Origin of the sequence: Halomonas sp. H5 (assembly GCF_050613175.1) — a bacterium.
In the GTDB taxonomy this organism is placed as follows: domain Bacteria; phylum Pseudomonadota; class Gammaproteobacteria; order Pseudomonadales; family Halomonadaceae; genus Bisbaumannia; species Bisbaumannia salifodinae.
Window position 1 is genome coordinate 2,016,141 of record NZ_CP192510.1, and the last position, 18,004, is coordinate 2,034,144.

Here is an 18,004-nt window from a genome sequence, read left to right on the forward strand (position 1 = left end):
GACTCCGGGCTTATTCGTGGCCGGCGTCGTCGATGCGAAAGCTCGACGGGCGGGTCAGGGCGATAACGAGGGTGGAGAGCCAGGCCTCCAGCAGGGCCAGGCAGAACAGGACCACGCCGGCCAACATCGCCGACTGGGGGATCCACAGGGGAATACGCAGCAGCCCATAGGAGGTCTCGCCGAAGGCGATGCTATCCTCCAGCAGCCAGTAGAGGTTCCAGCCCAGGTAGGCGGCCAGTGCCAGGGCCAGGCCCAGGCAGAGCAGTTCCACGTAGGCGCGCCACCCCGGGGCCAGGCGGCCGATCAGCAGGGTCACGCGGATATGGCCGCCGTGAATAAAGGTGTAGGCCAGGCCCAGGAAGCTGGCGCCCACCAGCAGGAAGCCGGAGATCTCGGCGAGGCCGGGAATCGCCAGGCCGATGCGGTCGAAGCCCAACTGGATGGCGAGCCGGTCGACGATGCGGCCGAGGATCTGGGCGGTGATCAGGCCACAGATCAGACACAGGCAGGCGGCGGCCAGGTAGCCCCCCAGGGTATAGAGGGAACGGAGTCGAAAGTGCATGGGAGTCACCGTGATGAGGCGGCAAAGGCAAGCCGGGCCCCGCGGGGCCCGGAACCCCGCTAGCGAGCGTTGAGGTAGTTGCCGAGGATGGCGGCGCCCGGGTCGCCGGCGCGCTCGACCCACTCGTCGGTCATGGTGGCGCCGATCTGTTCGAGCAGTTCGGTGAGCTCGGCGCTGGGCTCGCTGATCTGGATGCCGTTCTCGGCGAGCACGGCCAGGGCCTCCTCGGTCTCCCGGCGGCTCATCTCCCAGCCGCGGCGCTCGGCCTCGGCGGCGGCCTCGAGCAGCGCCTCCCGGGTGGCCTCGTCGAGGCGCGAGAAGGCCTGTTCGTTGACGATCACCATGTTCTTGGGCAGCCACAACTGGGCGTGGTTGAAGTGGCTCAGGTAGTCCCAGGCCTTGGTGTCGGCGCCGGTGGCCGGCGAGGTGACCATGGCCTCGACCCGGCCGGTGCTGAAGGCGGTGGGGATATCCGGCACCTCCACCTGGGTGGGCACGGCGCCGGTCAGCTGGGCGAGGCGCTCGCTGGCGGTGTTGTAGGCACGCATGCTGAGGTTGCGCAGGTCATCCGGCGACTCGATGGCCCGCTGGGTGAAGATCCCCTGGGGCGGCCAGGGCACCGCGAACAGCAGGCGCAGGCGCTGATTGGCCAACTCCTCGGCGATGATCTCCCGGGAGGCCTCCCACAGGGTCCAGGCGTCCTCGTAGTTGGCCGCCAGGTAGGGCACCGAGTCGACCTCGTAGATGGGATTCTCGTTGGCCAGCCGCGACATGATCAGTTCGCCCATGGGCACGATACCGCGGCGTACCGAGTTCTTGATCTCGGGGTGGCCGATCAGCGAGCCGTTGGAATGAACGGTGATATCCAGCTCGCCGTCGGTGCGCTCGCGCACCTCGTCGGCGAATTCGCGAATATTGACGGTATGGAAGGTGCGATCGCCATAGGGGGTGGGCATGTCCCATTGAGTGGCGGCCTGGGCGCCGGTGCCGAGGGTAGTGAGGCCGAGGCCCAGGGCGGTGGAGGTGAGCCCTGCCAGTAGACGGGTCTTCATCGAATCTTCCTCGTGGTTGGGTCGCTATTGTTGTATCGGTCGCCGGGGCGCCGGGGTTCACAGTCGCAGCTTAGCCGCTGGTGTGATGGGAGGTTAGGTCTCGGGAAGATGATGCGTCAACGTTTTTACGACTATTTGATGATGAAATGATGTGAATTTATCGATAAATTATCTTCAAGACGCAACGATGCCGTCGCCACGATGGAGGAGCCTGGACATGACCCGATTACGACTCAACGCCGATATGGGCGAAAGCCTGGGGCCCTGGGTGATGGGCCGCGATAGCGAGCTGATGCCCCATGTCGACCTGGCCAATGTGGCCTGCGGCTTTCACGCCTCCGACCCGGATACCATGCGCCGCACCGTGGCCCTGGCGGTGGCCCATGGCGTCACCGTCGGGGCGCATCCCGCCTATCCGGACCTGGTGGGCTTCGGGCGGCGCTCGCTTGCCTGCCGTCCCGAGGAGGTGGAGAACCTGCTGCTCTATCAACTGGGCGCCCTGGCGGGGATCTGTCGCGCCGAAGGCACCCGGGTGGGCTATGTGAAGCCCCATGGCGCCCTCTATAACGACATGATGCGTGACCCCGCGATTCTCGAGGCGGTGATGCGGGCGGTGGCGGCCTATGACCCCAAGCTGCCCTTGATGGTGATGGCCACCCGCGACAACGCCCCGGCCCGGCGCCTGGCCGAGAGCCACGGCCTGACCCTGTGGTTCGAGGCCTTCGCCGATCGCGCCTACGACGGCGAGGGGCGCCTGGTATCGCGCCGCGAGCCCGGCGCCGTGCATCATGACCCGGCGCTTATCGTCGATCAGGCCAGCCGCATCGCCCGGGGCGAGCCGTTGACCGCCAGTGACGGCAGTGAGCTGGTGCTCGAGGCCGAGACCCTCTGCGTGCATGGTGACAACCCCGAGTCCATCGCCGCCGTGGTGGCCATTCGCCAGGCCCTGAACTCCTTATGAGCCGCCCTATGAGTCGCCCCAATCCGCGCCTGGAGTCGGCGGGCCTGGACGGCTGGCTGGTGCGCCTCTTCGACGAGATCGACGAGGCCAACCTGGCCTGGCTGGAGGCCCTGATGGCGGCCTGCGAGGCGAGCCTCGGCGAGGCCCTGGTCGACCTGGTGCCCTCCTATACCACCCTACTGGTGTGTTTCGATCCGCTGCGCCTGGATGGCGGCGAGGCGCGCCGCCGCCTGCTGGCCATCCTCGCCGAGCTGAGGCCCAGGGAGAGTGGCGCCGAGTCGGCGCCGCTCAAGCGTCTGCCGGTCTGGTATGACGAGAGCGTGGGACCGGAGCTTAAGCGCCTGGCCGCGGGCTTCGCCGGCGATATCGCCGCCGTGATCCGCGCCCATACCCAGGCGGAGTATCGGGTCTTCGCCCTGGGCTTCGCCCCCGGTTTCGCCTTTATGGGGCGGCTGCCGACGAGCCTCGAGGCGTCGCGCCTGGCCACCCCGCGGCGCCGGGTACCGGCGGGCAGCGTGGCGGTGGCGGGGCGTCAGACCGCGGCCTATCCCGCGGCATCCCCCGGGGGCTGGAACCTGCTGGGGCGCACCCCGGTGGCGCTCTTCGACCGCCATCGGCAAGGCTACAGCCTGCTGGCGGTGGGCGACCGGGTGCGCTTCGAGGCGGTGGACCGCGAGACCTTTATCGAACTGGGCGGCGACCCCACCCCCATGGCGGAGGAGGGCGCATGAGCGAATTGGCGAGTCTGCGGGTGGAGCAAGCCGGGCCTTTGGCGCTGCTTCAGGATGCCGGGCGCTTCGGCGTGCGTCGCCTGGGCGTGACCCAAGGGGGACCGGCGGACCCGCATGCCTGGGCCTGGGCCAATCGCCTGGTGGACAACCCCTGGGGCACCGCCGCCCTGGAGGTCACCCTGGGCGGGCTGACCCTGGTGGCGGAGCGGGACGCCTGGCTGGCCCTGGCCGGGGCGGACCTGGGCGCGACCCTCGATGGCGAGCCCCTGGTGCCCTGGCGGCGGTTTCGCCTGGGCGCCGGTCAGTGCCTCGCCTTCGCCACGCCCCGGAATGGGCTCAGGGCCTATCTGGCGGTGGCCGGCGGCTTTCTCGCCGAGCCGGAGCTGGGCAGCCTGGCCTGCGTGGTGCGCGAGGGCCTGGGCGGCCATCGCGGCGAGGGCAGGGCGCTGGCGTCAGGCGATACGCTGGCCTTCCGAGCCGCGGGGCAACCCTCGGGGCCCGAGGAGGCGCCGCCGGCGGTGCGTCCCGACTATGCCGCCGAGCCCCGGCTGGCGCTGATCCCCGGCGCCCAGATCGCGGCCTTTCGTGGTTCGAGCCTGTTCGCCGCCTTTCACCACCCCTGGCGGGTCGATGCCCGCGCCGACCGCATGGGGGTGCGCCTGACCGGCCCGCGGCTCGAGTGCGCCATCGACTCCCTGGTCTCGGAGGGCATCGGCCTGGGGGCGGTGCAGGTGCCGCCGGATGGCCAGCCCATCGTGCTGCTCAACGATCGCCAGACCATTGGCGGCTATCCGCGCCTGGGCAGCCTGACGCCCCTGGCCTGTGCGCGCCTGGCCCAGTGTCAGCCCGGACAGCGGCTCTGGCTCAGGCCCCAGGGCCGAGAAGCCGCCCATAACGAGTTCGTGCGCTGGCGCCGGGAGTTCGAGTAGGTGCGTCAACTTTATCCACTTCTGTAGGCCCGGGGCTGCCCTGGGGACAGGCCTGCGCGGGGCGCGGTAAACCCGTCCCTGGGCGCTACTTTTGCCCTGCTGCGCTCATGCATCCTGCTCCGCTTGCAGGACCGGGGCTGGCCATCCATGGTCAGCCCGTTCGGAGCCGTGCTCCTCACCCCTGGCAAAAAACCCCCGCTCCGACCTGTCCCCAGCGCCCCTAGCAAGGCAACTGTATTAGCCAACTGGATTAGGCCGGTAATGACTTGACCGGGCCGGCCCCTTTGCTAGGCTTGCTGCCGCGGCGGGACGACCCGTCGTTATCACACTCACCGGGGACGGCCCCGACCGACCCGGAGTCACTCCCATGACCACCGCCTGGATCCTGCTCGTCGTCGCCGGCCTGCTCGAGGTCGCCTGGGCCCTGGGGCTCAAGGCCTCGCAGGGCTTTACCCGGCTCTGGCCGAGTCTCTTTACCCTGGTCACCATGCTGGCCAGCTTCTATCTGCTCGCCCAGGCCATGAAGGTATTGCCGGTGGGCACCGCCTACGCCATCTGGGTGGGCATCGGCGCCCTGGGCACGGTGGTGCTGGGCATGCTGATCTATGGCGACAGTGCCAGCCCGCTGCGCCTGGTCAGCCTGGTGCTGGTACTGGCCGGCCTGGTGGGGTTGAAGCTCGCCAGTTAGCCGGCCCTTCCCGCCAACCACAAGGCCCGCGGCGATTGCCGCGGGCCTTGTGGTTCCGGGTAGGCTCCGTATGAACAACCTACCGAGAGATCATACCTAGAGCAGGCCGCGGCGCTCCAGTACCCCGGCGATGATCGGCACCGGCGTCATCAGGTGCTCGCGCATCATGGCGCAGGCGCGCGGACTGTCCCGATTGAGGATCACCTCCACCAGGGCCGCATGTTCCTCGCGCTTGGTGGCCAGGGCCGCCTCCGAGAAGACCGTCTCCCGCAGCCACAGGTGGCGATAACGCTCCGCCTGGTCGAAGAGGCTCTCGCGCACCCGCAGCAGGTGCACGGAGCCGCAGCCCGAGACGATCGCCTGGTGGAAGGCCTTGTGGCGGGCATCCCAGATATCCAGCACCTCATCCGGGCCATTCACCTCCACCACCTTGGAGAGGGTGTGGGCATGGGCGAGGATCTCCGCCTCCCAGTCGTCGTCGCCGCGCTCGATGGCCAGGCGCAGCAAGAGCCCCTCCAGCTGCGAGCGGGCGTCATAGAGGTCATTCAACTCCGCCAGGGACATGGTGGCGACCCGGTAGCCGCGCTGGCTGATGGCCACCACCATGCGTTCCGCCACCAGTTGGGACAGGGCCTCGCGGAGCGGGCCGACCCCCAGCTCGTAGCGCTCCTTGAGATGGCTCATCAGCAGCTTCTCGCCGGGGGGGAAGACGCCGCGAATAATGTCTTTCTTGAGCCAGGTGTAGGCGCTGATGCCCTGATTCTGCCGAGGGGGGGTATCCATGGGTTCACTCCTTTTCTTGTCGGCATGATACCCAATACATCGATGAGCCACCTAATGGGATAGACGATCACATAATACCTATCTTAGGACTCATGGTTGACGGAAATTAAAAATGTAGATATTTTTATGTTGTGTCGTCACTAAGGGTGCGCCTCCCAGGGGTACCCACTACGCCAGCCAGGAGCCAACCATGACCGTCTTGACTCAGCTTCCCGCCGTCGCCACGCCGCTGCCCGAGGCCATCCAGGGCTTCACCCTGGAGCCGAGCCGCCACTCGCCGCGCCTGCTCGACCTGACCCTCTCCCGTGAGGTGGTCGAGGCCTTCCTGGCCGCCGTGGCCGATACCCCGGTGCAGGCGCTGGAGTACAAGTCGATGCTGCGCTTCCGGGTCGCCAAGGTCCTCGACGACCTGTGCGGCAATACCCTGCAGCCGGTGCTGATCAACACCCTGGTGGATCGCGCCACCGGTGGCCTGCAGGTGACCCCCGAGGGCCTCGATGACGTGGCCCAGGCCGAGGAGATGGTCAAGGTGGCCACCGCCGTCGCTCACCTGATGGGGCGCTCCAACTATGACGCCATGAGCGGCCAGTACTATGCCCGCTTCGTGGTCAAGAACGTCGACAACTCCGACAGCTACCTGCGACAGCCGCACCGGGTGATGGAGCTGCACAACGATGGCACCTTCGTCGAGCAGGACACCGACTATGTGCTGATGATGAAGATCGACGAGCAGAACATGGAAGGCGGCAACTCCCTGCTGCTGCACCTGGACGACTGGGCCGACCTGGAGCGCTTCTACGGCCATCCCATGGCCCGTCGCGAGATGCGCTGGAGCGTGCCGCCCAGCAAGAACGTCGCCAAGGACATCTACCATGCGGTCTTCGACGTGGATCGTGATGGCCGCCCGATCATGGCCTATATCGATCAGTTCGTGCAGCCCAAGGACTTCGAGGAGGGCAACTGGCTCACCGACCTCTCCGAGTCCCTGGAGACCAGCCCGGCGATCCTCTCGGTGCCCAATCCGGTGGGGAGTTTCCTGCTGATCAACAACCATTTCTGGCTGCATGGTCGCGATCGTTTTACCCCGCACCCCGACCTGCGCCGCGAGCTGATGCGCCAGCGTGGCTACTTCACCCACGCCAAGACATTGCGTAATCCGCGCCAGAAGTAAGTAGACTTTCCGGGGCCGCGCCGAGGCGCGGCCTTGGTATTGACGTTCCTCCCGGTGCAGGAGGAACGCGCCCCCGACGAGACGACGAGGCCTGCGGTGTACGACTTTATTATTATCGGCGGCGGCATCATCGGCATGTCCACCGCCATGCAGCTGATCCGGACCTATCCCGATCGCAAGATGCTCCTGGTGGAGAAGGAGTCGGGCCCGGCCCACCACCAGACCGGCCATAACAGCGGCGTGATTCATGCCGGGGTCTATTACACCCCGGGCAGCCTCAAGGCGCGCTTCTGCCTGGAGGGCAATCGCGCCACCAAGGCGTTCTGCGACACCCACGGCATCGCCTATGACGAATGCGGCAAGCTGCTGGTGGCCACCAATGATGTCGAGATGCAGCGCATGCAGGCGCTGTGGGAGCGCACCGAGGCCAACGGCCTGGAGCGTCACTGGTTGTCGGGTGCCGAGCTCAAGGAGCGCGAGCCCAATATCACCGGCGTGGGCGGGATCTTCGTGCCCTCCAGCGGCATCGTCAATTATGCCCGGGTCACCGAGGCCATGGCCGGCGAGTTCCAGCGCCTGGGCGGCGAGATTCGCTATGCCACCGAGGTGACCGGCCTGGAGGAGCGTGCCCAGGAGGTGGTGGTCAAGACCCGCCAGGGCGATGTTACCAGCCGGTATCTGCTCTCCTGCTCGGGGCTGATGGCCGATCGGGTGGTGCGCATGCTGGGCCTCGACCCCGGCTTTACCATCTGCCCCTTCCGCGGCGAGTACTATCTGCTGCCGGAGAAACACAACCGGATCGTCAACCACCTGATCTATCCGATTCCCGATCCCTCCATGCCGTTTCTCGGCGTGCACCTGACCCGCATGATCGACGGCACCGTGACCGTCGGCCCCAATGCGGTGCTGGCGTTCAAGCGCGAGGGCTACCGCAAGACGGATATCTCGGTGGGCGATATGGCCAGGATGTTCACCAATCCGGGGATCCTCAAGGTGCTCAAGGCGAACCTCAAGCCGGGCCTCCACGAGATGAAGAACTCCCTGTTCAAGGGCGGTTACCTGGAGGAGGTGCGCAAGTACTGCCCGAGCATTTCCAAGGCCGATCTCGGTGCCTATCCCGCCGGGGTGCGGGCCCAGGCGGTCTCCAAGGATGGCAAGCTGGTGGACGACTTCCTCTTCGTCAACACCAGGCGCACTATCAATGTCTGCAATGCGCCGTCTCCGGCGGCGACCTCGGCGATTCCCATCGGCGCCCATATCGTCGAAAAGGTTCAGGCGCAGGTGGCCTGATGCCCTGGTGAGGGAGATCATCGTCTCCCGCCTCTTATATGACTCTCGGTCTTGCCGTGGCCCGGTGCCCGGTAGCCATTTTGCCCACGCTGATGCGTGGGTTTTTTTATTAATTCGCAGTTTCTTGTATCGAGGCGTCATCGTCCCTCGTGAGCCGGGCGGGGCAGGGCTAGGGTGGGGGCGGGATGCCATAACAACCCCAATCACTCAAGGAAGCGAAGATGAAATTGACGCCCACCCTGCTGGCGGCGGCCATCGTCACCGCCCTCTCCGGTACCACCCAGGCCGCGCCGCTGCTCGACGACCGGCCCCTGCTGGTCGGCAGTCCCGAACACCAGAGCGCCAATGCCTGGGTCGAGATCTCCCAGGCCGCCTTCGAGGGCAACGTGCGCGGGGTCCAGCAACTGCTCGACGGCGAGTCGGAGCTGTGCGCCATCATGAAGGCGGACGCCTATGGTCACGGCATCGCCAACCTGATGCCCTCGGTGATCGCCCTGGGGATTCCCTGCATCGGCGTGGCCAGCAACGAGGAGGCCCGGGTGGTGCGGGCCGGCGGCTTCGAGGGGCGCCTGATGCGGGTGCGCAGCGCCACCCCCGAGGAGGTGCGCGGCGCCTTCGACTATGAGATGGAAGAGCTGTTCGGCGATATCGCGGCGGCGCGGCAAGCGTCGGAGGCGGCCGCCGAGGCGGGGGTGACCCTGCGCTACCACCTGGGGCTCAATGCCGGCGGCATGGGGCGCAATGGCCTGGCCCTGGACGGCGACGCCGGGCGCCAGGAGGCGCTGGAGCTGCTGGCGTTGCCGCGGCTGGAGCTGGCGGGGATCATGACCCACTTCGCCTTCGAGGAGGTCGACTTCGTGCGCCAGGGGCTGGCGGCCTTTCACGAGCAGAGCGACTGGCTGATCGAGACCGCCGGCCTCGATCGCGATGCCCTGATCCTGCACGCTGCCAACTCCTTTACCACCATGGAGGTGCCGGAGGCACGGCTCGATATGGTGCGCCCCGGCGGCCTGCTCTATGGCGATCTGCCGCATTATCCGCAGTTCGAGCCGGTGATGTCCTTCCGCACCCGGGTCGCCTCGGTCAACGACTATGCGGCGGGCAGCGGTGTCGGCTACGACAACCTGCGGGTGCTGGAGCGCGACAGCCTGCTGGCCAACCTGCCGGTGGGCTACTCCGATGGCTATCGCCGGGTCTTTACCGATGCCGCCCATGTGCTGATCAACGGCGAGCGGGTGCCGGTGCTGGGCAAGGTCTCGATGAACACCACCATGGTGGATGTCACCGACCTGCCCGGGGTCGGCGCCGGCGACGAGGTGGTGCTCTATGGCGTCCAGGGGGAGGGGCGCATCACCATCGAGGAGCTGGAGGCCCTTAACGGCACCCTGCTGGCGGATGTGTATACCGTCTGGGGCAACTCCAATCCCAAGGTGTTGCGGCCCCGTGAGGGCGACTCGCAGTAAACCGCTTGTCCATTGAGCCAGATGCCGCCCCCAGGGGCGGCATCGTCGTATTGGCCCCAGGGGCAGGGGCGTCTGGAAACACAGGGTGGCGCTAATGATCCAGCCCAGGAGCCGTCGCCGGCTTAGCCGGTGGCGGCCTCGTCGGGAGAGGGCGAGCGATGCTTGAGCTCGCTCCAGGCGGCGTAGGTGCTGAGGAAGACGCGGCCGCCGAGCGCATCGAGGAAGTCGCTGTGCTTGAGACGGTCCATCACCGGCCCCTTGACCTCGGCCAGGTGCAGGGTGACCTCGGCTTCCTTGAGGCGGGCGTTGATGGCATCCAGGCTCTCCAGCGCCGAGGCGTCGATCAGGTTGACCGCCGAGCAGATCAGCACCACATGCTCGACGCCGGGATGCGCCGCCACCAGCTCCAGCACGGTGTCCTCCAGGTAACGGGCATTGGCGAAGTAGAGGCTCTCGTCGACCCGCAGGAAGGCCACATGACTGAGGGTTTCCACCTCGTGGCGCTCGGGGTTGCGGAAATGTTCGGTGCCCGGGACCCGGCCCACCAGGGCGCAGTGGGGACGGCTGGTGCGGTAGAGGAAGAGGCCGATGGAGAGGGTCACCCCGGCGAGGATACCCAGCTCCACGCCCTCCACCAGGGTCAGCAGGATGGTCACCGCCATGGCGGCGAAGTCGCCGCGGGAGTAGCGCCAGGTCTGGCGCAGCATGGGGATATCCACCAGGGTAAGGATGGCCACGGTGATGGTGGCGGCCAGGGTGGCGATGGGCAAGTAGTAGAGCCAGGGGGTCAGGGCCAGGGTCACCAGGCCGATGCCGAGGGCGGCGAAGACGCCGGCCATGGGGGTCTGGGCCCCGGCATCATAGTTGATCACGGTGCGCGACAGGCCCCCGGTCACCGGCATGCCGGCGGAGAAGGCGGCGGTGAGATTGGCGCCGCCCAGGCCCAGCAATTCCTGGTTGGGGGAGAGCCGCTCGCGGCGCTTGGCGGCCAGCATCTGGGCCATGGAGACCGACTCCACGAAGCCCACCACGCTGATCAGCAGGGCCGGTACCAGCAGGGCCCGCCAGAGTCCGCTGTCGAAACTGGGCAGGGTCAGGGGCGGCAGGCCCCGGGGGATCTCGCCGATCACCGCCACCCCGGCCTGGTCAAGGCCGAGGCGCCAGGTCACCAGGGTGGTCACCACCACCGCCAGCACCGGGCCGCTGCGGGTCAGTAGCCCCGCCAGGTTGGCGGGCAGGCCGAGGCGCCCCAGGGTCGCCTTGCCGTGGCGACGCACCGCCACCAGGAAGGCCAGGCTGCCGCCGCCGAGGGCCAGGGTCGGCCAGTGGACCTGGCCGAGGTTGCCGGCCAGGGTCAGCAACTGCGCCACCAGGGTATAGCCGCCGCCCTCGATGCCCAGCAGGTGCCCCGCCTGGCCGGCGGCGATCAGCAGGCCCGAGGCGCTCAGGAAGCCCGAGATCACCGGGTGACTGAGGAAGTTGGCCAGGAATCCCAGGCGGGCCAGGCCCATGGCCACCAGCATCAGCCCCGAGAGCAGTGACAGCACCAGGGCCGCCTGGAGGTATTCCGGGGTGCCGGGGGCGGCCACCCCGGCCAGGGCGGCACCGGTCATCAGCGCGACGATGGCCACCGGACCCACCGCCAGGGTACGGCTGGTGCCCAGCAGGGTATAGGCCAGCAGTGGCAGGATGCTGGCATAGAGGCCCACCACCGCCGGCAGGCCGGCGAGGATCGCATAGGCCAGCGACTGGGGAATCACCATGATGGTGACGATCACCCCGGCCAGCAGGTCCGCGGCGCAGAGGCGGCGGTTATAGTGAGGCAGCCAGGTGAGGATCGGCAGGTAGCGCTTGAGCATCCGGTCTCGTCTTGCGGGAAAGCGGCCCTACAGCCTAAACGAAAAGTGGCCGCGGCGAGAGGGGCATGTGGCACCAGGTGAAACGCGCGGGCCAAAAAGGAGTTATCGGTCATTGCCGGGACGGCTTGAGTACGCCCTTGGTCGTGCCGCCAAAGTCCCACTTCCCGGGGGCGGGCTTCCCGGTATGCTGCCGGCAAAGCAACAATAACGGGGAAGACGGATGGCGATGATCGCGTTGGCCGCATCGGCCGGTTTGCTGCTGGGGCTCGGCCTGGGGCTCTGGGGGCCCTGGCGTATCTACCGTACCCGGGGCGAGGCGCTGACGGGGAGCGGGGCTCGTGGCGCCTGGGCACCCAGCCGCGACTACTTCTCCCTGCGTCGCATGGCCCAGGGGCTGCTGGGGCGGGCCAGCCAGACCGCCATCGCCTCGGCGGAGGTCTCCCACCATGCCGATCGCCTGGATGGTCGGCTGGCACAACAGGAGGGTGCCATGCAGGAGGCGGTGTCGCGGATGACATCGATCAACGCGGCGGTGGCACGGGTCGCGGAAGATGCCGCCCAGGCGGCGACCCTGGCCGGTCGCTCCCGGGCGTTGGGCCATCAGGGACGAGACGCCCTGACCCAGGTGATCGAGGAGATGCAGGCCCTGGCCGGCCGCTCCGAGCAGGCCCTCGAGCTGCTCGCGGCATTGGGCGAGAAGGCCGAGGGCATCCGCCAGGTCACCGCCATGATCGACGCCATCGCCGAGCAGACCAACCTGCTGTCGCTGAATGCCTCCATCGAGGCGGCTCGGGCCGGTGAGCAGGGGCGCGGCTTCGCGGTGGTGGCCGGGGAGGTACGGTCGTTGGCCGGACGCACCGCCGAGGCCACCCGCCATGTGGAGGCCCTGGTGGGGGATATCGGCGACAGCAGCGAACGGGTGGTGGATACCCTGGGCCACCTGATGCGTCGGGTCGGCGAGCGCGCCGACCAGGTGTCCCAGGTGGGCGGCCACCTGGTCGAGATGACCGGGGACCTGGATAAGGTCGAGGCGTCGGTGGGCGCTACCGCCTCGGCCATGGCCGAGACCCAGGAGCATGCCCGCCAGGTCACCGAGGGGATCGGCGCACTGGCCGAGGCGACCCGCCGAGGCAAGGCCGATATGCATGACCTGGCCGCCCAGGCCCATGCCCTGCTGACGGCGGCGGAGGGCATCGACGGGGCCCTGGCCCAGCAGCGCCTGGCGGGGCGTCACCAGCAGGTCTATGCCGCGGCCCGGGAGACGGCACGGCGCATCGGGCGGCTGCTCGAGGCCGGTATCGATCAGGGTGAGCTCGAGGAGGCGAGCCTCTTCGAGCCCCGCTATGAGGCGATCCTCGATACCGATCCACCGCTCTACCGCAGCGCCTTCGATGCCTACACCGACCGCCATCTGCCGGCGATCCAGGAACCCCTGCTCGAGCGACTCGGCGTGGCCTATGCCATCGCCTGCGACCGGCGTGGCTATGTGCCAACCCATAATCGGGCGGTGAGTCGTGCCCCCACCGGCGACCGTGCCCATGACCTCAAGTACTGCCGCAGCAAGCGCATCTTCGATGACCCCACCGGGCGGCGCTGCGGGGCGCATCAGGAGCCCCTGCTGGTGCAGACCTACAAGCGCGACACCGGCGAGGTGATGCATGATCTCTCGGTGCCGATTCGGGTCAAGGGCCGGCACTGGGGCGGCCTGCGTATCGGCTATGCCCCGGAGGGCGTAGGGACCACGGCACCCGAGCGGCCCCGGCACGCCGACGCCGCGCCGGGGGCGGCCTTGCCAGGCCCGGCGGGGACGCCGGGTCCTGAGGCGGTGCCGGTTGCATCGCCTGGGTAGGCCTTCGCGCCGGGGACCCGATGGCGGCGATGCGTCTGTCCGGCGGCGAAGGAGTCGGAGTCAGCGGTCAGGCCCCGGGGTGGGGCTGGCGGCGATGCGTCTGCCAGGCGGCGAAGGAGTCGGAGTCAGCGGTCAGGCCCCGGGGTGGGGCTGGCGGCGATGCGTCTGCCAGGCGGCGAAGGAGTAGAGGGCCAGGCCCACCCAGATCAGCATAAAGGTGGTCAGTTGCACCGCCGACAGGGGCTCGCGGAACACCAGCAGGGCGATGGCGAACTGCACGCTGGGGTTGAGGTACATCAAGAAGCCCAGGGTGCTCAGGCGCAGGCGCCTCGCGGCGCCGGCGAAGGCCAGCAGGGGCAGGGCGGTGATCACGCCGCTGGCGATCAGCAGGGCGCTGACCTTGGCGGCCTCGCCGAAGTGGGATGCCCCGCTGGCACTCAGCCAGGCCAGCGCCAGCAGCCCCAGGGGCAGCAACAGCAGGGTCTCGACGAAGAGCCCGGAGAGGCCGTCCAGGGGCACCTGCTTGCGCAGCAGGCCATAGGTGCCGAAGCTCAGCGCCAGGGTCAGGCTGATCCAGGGCAGCTCGCCCAGCAGCAGCAACTGCAGGGCGATGGCCGCCACCGCCAGGGCCACCGCGGCGCCCTGCAGGCGCGCCATCGACTCCCGCAGCACCAGCAGGCCGAGCGCCACATTGACCAGCGGCGTCATAAAGTAGCCGAGGCTCGCCTGGAGTACCTGACGGCTCTCCACCGCGTAGATATAGAGCCCCCAGTTGATGGCGATCAGCACGGCACAGCCCAGCACGCGCCCCAGGCGCCGCGGCTCGGCCAGGGCCGCGCGGATCGGTGCCCAGCGCCCCAGCAGGCTGACCAGGCCGACCAGGAAGAAGCACGACCAGAGTACCCGGTGGATCAGGATCTCCCAGGCCGGCACCCCCTCGAAGAGCGCGAAGAAGAGCGGGAAACAGCCCCACATCAGGTAGGCGGCCAGGCCGAAACCGACCCCGGCCCGGGCGTCTCGTGCCTGGCTCTGCTGTTCCACCCGCTGTTCCACTTCCTGGCTCATGATTATCTCGCTATTAAAAACTGCCAATCTAGGAGTCTGCCGGATTTGACCGATCGTCGCGAGAAAGGCGGATTTCGAGACAAGTTTATCGATCGGATGAGGCGAATAGCGCGCTATTTAACGAATTGGATCGAATGAAATTGGCCGAAAGCCCGGGTTTTGCAGTAGATCAGCGTTACGTCCGGCAGGCTCCTGGCATAGTCGGCGCTGGGCGTCGGCGGCTTCAGCGGGTAGCCTATCCGGCATAGTGACCAATCGAGGAGCCAAGCGTGAGCGAGCTGCGTGTGAGCCTGGTGCAGTGCGACCTGCGCTGGGAGGATCCGGCGGAGAACTGCCGCCGGCTGGAGGAGGCCCTGGGCGAGCTGGGGGGCGAACAGACCGACCTGATCGTGCTGCCGGAGATGTTCGCCACCGGCTTTACCATGAATTCCCGGGAGATGGCCGAGCCCATGGCCGAGAGCCGCACCCTGGCCTGGCTGCAGGCACAGGCCCGGCAACGGGGCTGCGTGATCACCGGCAGCGTGGCCATCGTCGAGGGCGGCCAGTACTACAACCGCCTGCTGTGGGTGACCCCCGAGGGCGAGGTCACCCCCTACGACAAGCGCCACCTCTTCCGCATGGCCGGCGAGCACGAGCGCTATGGGATGGGCGACGAGCGGGTGATCGTCGAGCTCAAGGGCTTCCGGCTGCTGCTCAGCGTCTGCTATGACCTGCGCTTCCCGGTCTGGCTGCGCCAGCAGCCCACCGAGAGCGTGCACTTCGAGTATGATGCCCTGCTGTGCGTGGCCAACTGGCCGGCGCCGCGGCGCCACCCCTGGCGCACCCTGCTCCAGGCCCGGGCCATCGAGAATCTCTGCTACGTGATCGGCGTCAACCGGGTCGGCGAGGACGCCAAGGGGCTGGCCTATGCCGGTGACTCCCTGCTGGTCGACTTCAAGGGCGAGGCGCTGATCGACCGGCCCCGTGACGAACCCTTTATCGCCACCGGCACCCTCTCCCGGGAGGCCCTGCGCGAGTTCCGCGACAAGTTTCCCGCCTGGCAGGATGCCGACGACTTTACCCTCTCCCTGGAGGCGCCCCGCTGATGCGTCTGGATCGTTTTCTCTGCGAAACCACCGAACTGACCCGCAGCCTGGCCAAGCGCGCCCTCAAGCGCGGCGAGGTCAGCGTCAATGGCGAGGTGGTGCGCGGTGCCGCCACCCAGCTCGACGAGGCGGACAAGGTCAGCTGGCTGGGCCGGCCCCTGGCCCTGGTGGGGCTGCGCTACGTGATGCTCAACAAGCCCGCCGGGGTGGAGTGCAGCGCCCGGCGTGGCCTCTATCCGCTGGTCACGGACCTGATCGAGCTGCCCAAGGCGGAGCGGCTGCAGGCGGTGGGGCGCCTGGACGTGGACACCACCGGGCTGGTGCTGCTCAGCGACGACGGCCAGTGGCAGCACCGGGTCACCTCGCCGGCGCGGCGCTGCGGCAAGGTCTATCGGGTCAGCCTGGCCGAAGCGCTGGAAGGCGAGGCCCTGGCGGCGGTGGTCGAGCGTTTCGCCGAGGGTGTCCTCCTCGATGGCGAGGAGAAGCCCACCCGCCCCGCCGAGCTGAAGATGCGCGAGCCCCGGGTCGCCGAGCTGACCCTCTATGAGGGCAAGTACCATCAGGTCAAGCGCATGTTTGCCGCCGTGGGCAACCATGTGGAGGCGCTGCATCGCGAGGCGATCGGCGAGCTGAACCTGGAGGGGCTGGCCCCCGGCGAGTGGCGGGAACTCAGCGAGGCGGAGATCGCGCTGTTCTAAGCGCTCTGCCAGGCGCTGCGGCCGCTCGCCTAGCCGTAGATCTCGGCCCGGGCGCGGCCGCCCTGCTTGGCGGCGTATAGCGCCTGGTCGGCCAACCCGACCAGCGCCATGGGGTCCTGGGTATGGCTCGGGTAGGCGGCGATCCCGCAGGAGACGCTGATCGGCCCCAGCAACTGCCCCTGGTGCCAGTAGACCCGCCCGGGCAGGGCCGTCATCAGTCCCTCCAGGCGTGCCCGGGCGCCCTCGGCGTCGGCATGGGGCAGTAGCAGCACGAACTCCTCGCCACCCAGGCGGCACACCAGGTCGCCGTCGCGGAAATGTTGGCGTAGGCCATCGGCCACCCCCTCCAGCACTCGGTCGCCGGCCTCGTGGCCATGACGGTCGTTGACCGCCTTGAAGTGATCGATATCGATCATCACCAGGGCCAGGGGCGTGCCATGTCGCCGCGCCCGGCTCGCCTCCTCCGCGAGGCGCTCCTCGAAGTGGCGCCGATTCGCCAGCCCGGTCAGGGGGTCGGTGCGGGAATCGGTCTCCAGCCGCGCCACCAGGGCTTGCAGTTGTCGGGTGCGTTCGGCCACCTCGTTTTCCAGGTGGCGATTGAGCCGCTCCAGGTCGCGCTGGGTGCGGGCATAGTCGAGCAGGCAAATCGCCACGATGGCCAGCACGAAGGCCAGGGCGCCGGCGGCCACCGGCACCCGGCCCCAGGGCAGGACGCCATGGGCCACCGCCATGTCTGCCAGCAGCAGCAGCCCGAACAGGGCACAGGTGGCGAGGATCGCCTGCTGGCGTCTCGCCAGGCGTCGCCAGTGGGGCAGGGTCGCCCCCATCAGCGTCACCAGGCTGGCCAGCAGCAGGGCATCGAAGATCGGAAAGGTGATGGCCAGGTCGATCCAGCCCAGCCCGCTGGCGCCCAGGGCCAGGATCAGGTAGCCCAGATGGGCCTGCCAGAGGCGTCGGATCAGCCGTGGACGGGTCCCGGCCAGCCAGCGCTCCAGCAGCAGGCCCATGGCGATGGGCAGGGTGAAGTAGCCGGCGGCGGCGAGGAAGTCCCAGAGCAGCGGGGTATCGAGCAGCAACTGGCTGGCCTGGGACTCGGCGAGGATCATCCCCCCGGCGGCCAGGCCGAAGAGGGCGATGGCGGCGAAGCTGCGGCGGTCGCTGCGGATCAGCGCGAAGGCCCCCGCCAGCAGCGCCAGCAGCAGGCAGAGTCCGCTGACGATCAGCGCGCCGGCGGAGTGGCGCAGCAGATAGCCGAAGAGGTCGGCCCGCTCCATCAGCCGGACTTCGCCCCACAGGCCGATATCCAGGTAATCGGAGTAGACGCGCACCTGCAACTCCCGCCCCAGGGCCTCCCTCGGCAGCGGGATCATATGCCAGGGCCAGCCGACGAAGCGGCCGGTGCCGGCCTCGTCGAAGCTGCCATGACGATAGAGCGGCTCGCCATCCAGATAGAACTCGGCGAGCAGGTCGATGCTGTAGATATAGAGCACCGGATCTCGCCAGTTGCCCTCGGGCAGGGTGATCCGGAACCAGGCATGGTGGCGCCCCTGACGATCCGGCGGGTTGGAGGGAAAGGCGATGGGTTGCCAGGCGTCGTCTTCTGCCTGGCGCGTCCAGGCCGGGCTGCCATCGGGCAGTCGCGGCGAGTCTCCCCAGCGATACTCCCAGCCGTTGGCCAGATCCCGGGGTGGGGCGGCCTGGACCCAGGCCGGGATCAACAGCAGGCACAGCAGCAGGGCCCACCCCAGGCCATGTCTCCAAGCTCTCATTATTCTTTCCCCGCGGTTCTCCATGACACTATATCCCAGCGGGTCGGGC

The 18,004-nt window shown here is 68.2% G+C and carries 16 protein-coding genes; 10 read left to right on the forward strand and 6 right to left on the reverse strand.

Features of this window, described 5'->3' with window-relative positions; translation table 11 throughout:
* Nucleotides 1–10: 10 nt before the first annotated feature.
* Complete coding sequence (locus tag ACQ1W9_RS09440) at nucleotides 11–562, reverse strand: TRAP transporter small permease (RefSeq protein ID WP_431026327.1); 552 nt, start codon at nucleotides 560–562, stop codon at nucleotides 11–13.
* A 59-nt stretch (nucleotides 563–621) separates the two neighbouring features.
* Nucleotides 622–1,614: a TRAP transporter substrate-binding protein gene (locus ACQ1W9_RS09445; RefSeq protein ID WP_431026328.1), complete on the reverse strand. Its 993-nt coding sequence runs from the start codon at nucleotides 1,612–1,614 to the stop codon at nucleotides 622–624.
* Between the two features lie 217 nt (nucleotides 1,615–1,831).
* Between ACQ1W9_RS09445 and ACQ1W9_RS09450 the strand changes: the two genes are divergently transcribed.
* The 4 genes from ACQ1W9_RS09450 to sugE all read left to right on the forward strand — a co-directional run bounded on the left by ACQ1W9_RS09450 (nucleotide 1,832) and on the right by sugE (nucleotide 4,923).
* The gene (locus ACQ1W9_RS09450) at nucleotides 1,832–2,575 is read left to right on the forward strand and encodes a 5-oxoprolinase subunit PxpA (RefSeq protein ID WP_431026329.1); all 744 of its coding nucleotides are present in this window, start codon (nucleotides 1,832–1,834) and stop codon (nucleotides 2,573–2,575) included.
* A gap of 8 nt (nucleotides 2,576–2,583) precedes the next feature.
* Entirely contained in the window at nucleotides 2,584–3,306 is a 723-nt protein-coding gene (locus tag ACQ1W9_RS09455; protein ID WP_431026330.1) for a 5-oxoprolinase subunit B family protein, read from the forward strand.
* Entirely contained in the window at nucleotides 3,303–4,235 is a 933-nt protein-coding gene (locus ACQ1W9_RS09460; protein WP_431026331.1) for a biotin-dependent carboxyltransferase family protein, read from the forward strand. The genes ACQ1W9_RS09455 and ACQ1W9_RS09460 overlap by 4 nt, the downstream gene beginning before the upstream one ends.
* A gap of 367 nt (nucleotides 4,236–4,602) precedes the next feature.
* Nucleotides 4,603–4,923, forward strand: a complete 321-nt coding sequence (gene sugE / locus ACQ1W9_RS09465) for a quaternary ammonium compound efflux SMR transporter SugE (RefSeq protein WP_431026332.1) — start codon at nucleotides 4,603–4,605, stop codon at nucleotides 4,921–4,923.
* 96 nt (nucleotides 4,924–5,019) lie between these two features.
* On the opposite strand, the gene csiR is transcribed toward sugE, so the two are convergent.
* On the reverse strand, nucleotides 5,020–5,706 hold the full coding sequence (gene csiR, locus ACQ1W9_RS09470) for a DNA-binding transcriptional regulator CsiR (protein ID WP_431026333.1): 687 nt from the start codon (nucleotides 5,704–5,706) through the stop codon (nucleotides 5,020–5,022).
* A gap of 190 nt (nucleotides 5,707–5,896) precedes the next feature.
* On the opposite strand from csiR, the gene glaH reads away from it, so the two are divergent.
* The 3 genes from glaH (at nucleotide 5,897) to alr (ending at nucleotide 9,630) form a co-directional block, all read left to right on the forward strand.
* A complete protein-coding gene (glaH, locus tag ACQ1W9_RS09475) occupies nucleotides 5,897–6,877 on the forward strand; it encodes a glutarate dioxygenase GlaH (RefSeq protein ID WP_431026334.1) in 981 nt (326 codons plus the stop codon).
* A gap of 96 nt (nucleotides 6,878–6,973) precedes the next feature.
* Nucleotides 6,974–8,167, forward strand: coding sequence for an L-2-hydroxyglutarate oxidase (gene lhgO, locus ACQ1W9_RS09480; RefSeq protein ID WP_431026335.1), 1,194 nt, complete (start codon nucleotides 6,974–6,976; stop codon nucleotides 8,165–8,167).
* A 221-nt stretch (nucleotides 8,168–8,388) separates the two neighbouring features.
* Nucleotides 8,389–9,630, forward strand: a complete 1,242-nt coding sequence (alr, locus tag ACQ1W9_RS09485) for an alanine racemase (protein WP_431026336.1) — start codon at nucleotides 8,389–8,391, stop codon at nucleotides 9,628–9,630.
* Nucleotides 9,631–9,752: 122 nt separating this feature from the next.
* Here alr and ACQ1W9_RS09490 read toward each other — a convergent pair whose 3' ends face one another.
* A complete protein-coding gene (locus ACQ1W9_RS09490; protein WP_431026337.1) occupies nucleotides 9,753–11,489 on the reverse strand; it encodes a SulP family inorganic anion transporter in 1,737 nt (578 codons plus the stop codon).
* Between the two features lie 220 nt (nucleotides 11,490–11,709).
* Between ACQ1W9_RS09490 and ACQ1W9_RS09495 the strand changes: the two genes are divergently transcribed.
* Nucleotides 11,710–13,338 carry a methyl-accepting chemotaxis protein gene (locus ACQ1W9_RS09495; protein WP_431026338.1) on the forward strand — a complete coding sequence of 543 codons (1,629 nt, stop codon included), beginning with the start codon at nucleotides 11,710–11,712 and terminating at the stop codon, nucleotides 13,336–13,338.
* Between the two features lie 132 nt (nucleotides 13,339–13,470).
* Here ACQ1W9_RS09495 and rarD read toward each other — a convergent pair whose 3' ends face one another.
* Nucleotides 13,471–14,403, reverse strand: coding sequence for an EamA family transporter RarD (gene rarD / locus ACQ1W9_RS09500; protein WP_431026339.1), 933 nt, complete (start codon nucleotides 14,401–14,403; stop codon nucleotides 13,471–13,473).
* Nucleotides 14,404–14,672: 269 nt separating this feature from the next.
* Between rarD and ACQ1W9_RS09505 the strand changes: the two genes are divergently transcribed.
* Both ACQ1W9_RS09505 and ACQ1W9_RS09510 read left to right on the forward strand, forming a co-directional pair.
* The gene (locus tag ACQ1W9_RS09505) at nucleotides 14,673–15,488 is read left to right on the forward strand and encodes an amidohydrolase (protein ID WP_346062348.1); all 816 of its coding nucleotides are present in this window, start codon (nucleotides 14,673–14,675) and stop codon (nucleotides 15,486–15,488) included.
* On the forward strand, nucleotides 15,488–16,186 hold the full coding sequence (locus ACQ1W9_RS09510; protein WP_431026340.1) for a pseudouridine synthase: 699 nt from the start codon (nucleotides 15,488–15,490) through the stop codon (nucleotides 16,184–16,186). The genes ACQ1W9_RS09505 and ACQ1W9_RS09510 overlap by 1 nt, the downstream gene beginning before the upstream one ends.
* A 29-nt stretch (nucleotides 16,187–16,215) precedes the next feature.
* Here ACQ1W9_RS09510 and ACQ1W9_RS09515 read toward each other — a convergent pair whose 3' ends face one another.
* Nucleotides 16,216–17,955, reverse strand: coding sequence for a GGDEF domain-containing protein (locus tag ACQ1W9_RS09515; protein WP_431026341.1), 1,740 nt, complete (start codon nucleotides 17,953–17,955; stop codon nucleotides 16,216–16,218).
* Nucleotides 17,956–18,004: the final 49 nt, after the last annotated feature.

Excerpts from the sequence above, each read along its gene's own strand:
- ACQ1W9_RS09440 (WP_431026327.1), bottom strand. The coding sequence starts at position 562 with ATGCACTTTCGACTCCGTTCCCTCTATACCCTGGGGGGCTACCTGGCC.
- ACQ1W9_RS09460 (WP_431026331.1), top strand. The coding sequence starts at position 3,303 with ATGAGCGAATTGGCGAGTCTGCGGGTGGAGCAAGCCGGGCCTTTGGCG.
- ACQ1W9_RS09445 (WP_431026328.1), bottom strand. The coding sequence starts at position 1,614 with ATGAAGACCCGTCTACTGGCAGGGCTCACCTCCACCGCCCTGGGCCTC.
- ACQ1W9_RS09495 (WP_431026338.1), top strand. The coding sequence starts at position 11,710 with ATGGCGATGATCGCGTTGGCCGCATCGGCCGGTTTGCTGCTGGGGCTC.
- ACQ1W9_RS09450 (WP_431026329.1), top strand. The coding sequence starts at position 1,832 with ATGACCCGATTACGACTCAACGCCGATATGGGCGAAAGCCTGGGGCCC.
- alr (WP_431026336.1), top strand. The coding sequence starts at position 8,389 with ATGAAATTGACGCCCACCCTGCTGGCGGCGGCCATCGTCACCGCCCTC.
- sugE (WP_431026332.1), top strand. The coding sequence starts at position 4,603 with ATGACCACCGCCTGGATCCTGCTCGTCGTCGCCGGCCTGCTCGAGGTC.
- ACQ1W9_RS09510 (WP_431026340.1), top strand. The coding sequence starts at position 15,488 with ATGCGTCTGGATCGTTTTCTCTGCGAAACCACCGAACTGACCCGCAGC.
- glaH (WP_431026334.1), top strand. The coding sequence starts at position 5,897 with ATGACCGTCTTGACTCAGCTTCCCGCCGTCGCCACGCCGCTGCCCGAG.
- ACQ1W9_RS09490 (WP_431026337.1), bottom strand. The coding sequence starts at position 11,489 with ATGCTCAAGCGCTACCTGCCGATCCTCACCTGGCTGCCTCACTATAAC.
- ACQ1W9_RS09455 (WP_431026330.1), top strand. The coding sequence starts at position 2,584 with ATGAGTCGCCCCAATCCGCGCCTGGAGTCGGCGGGCCTGGACGGCTGG.
- csiR (WP_431026333.1), bottom strand. The coding sequence starts at position 5,706 with ATGGATACCCCCCCTCGGCAGAATCAGGGCATCAGCGCCTACACCTGG.
- ACQ1W9_RS09515 (WP_431026341.1), bottom strand. The coding sequence starts at position 17,955 with ATGAGAGCTTGGAGACATGGCCTGGGGTGGGCCCTGCTGCTGTGCCTG.
- rarD (WP_431026339.1), bottom strand. The coding sequence starts at position 14,403 with ATGAGCCAGGAAGTGGAACAGCGGGTGGAACAGCAGAGCCAGGCACGA.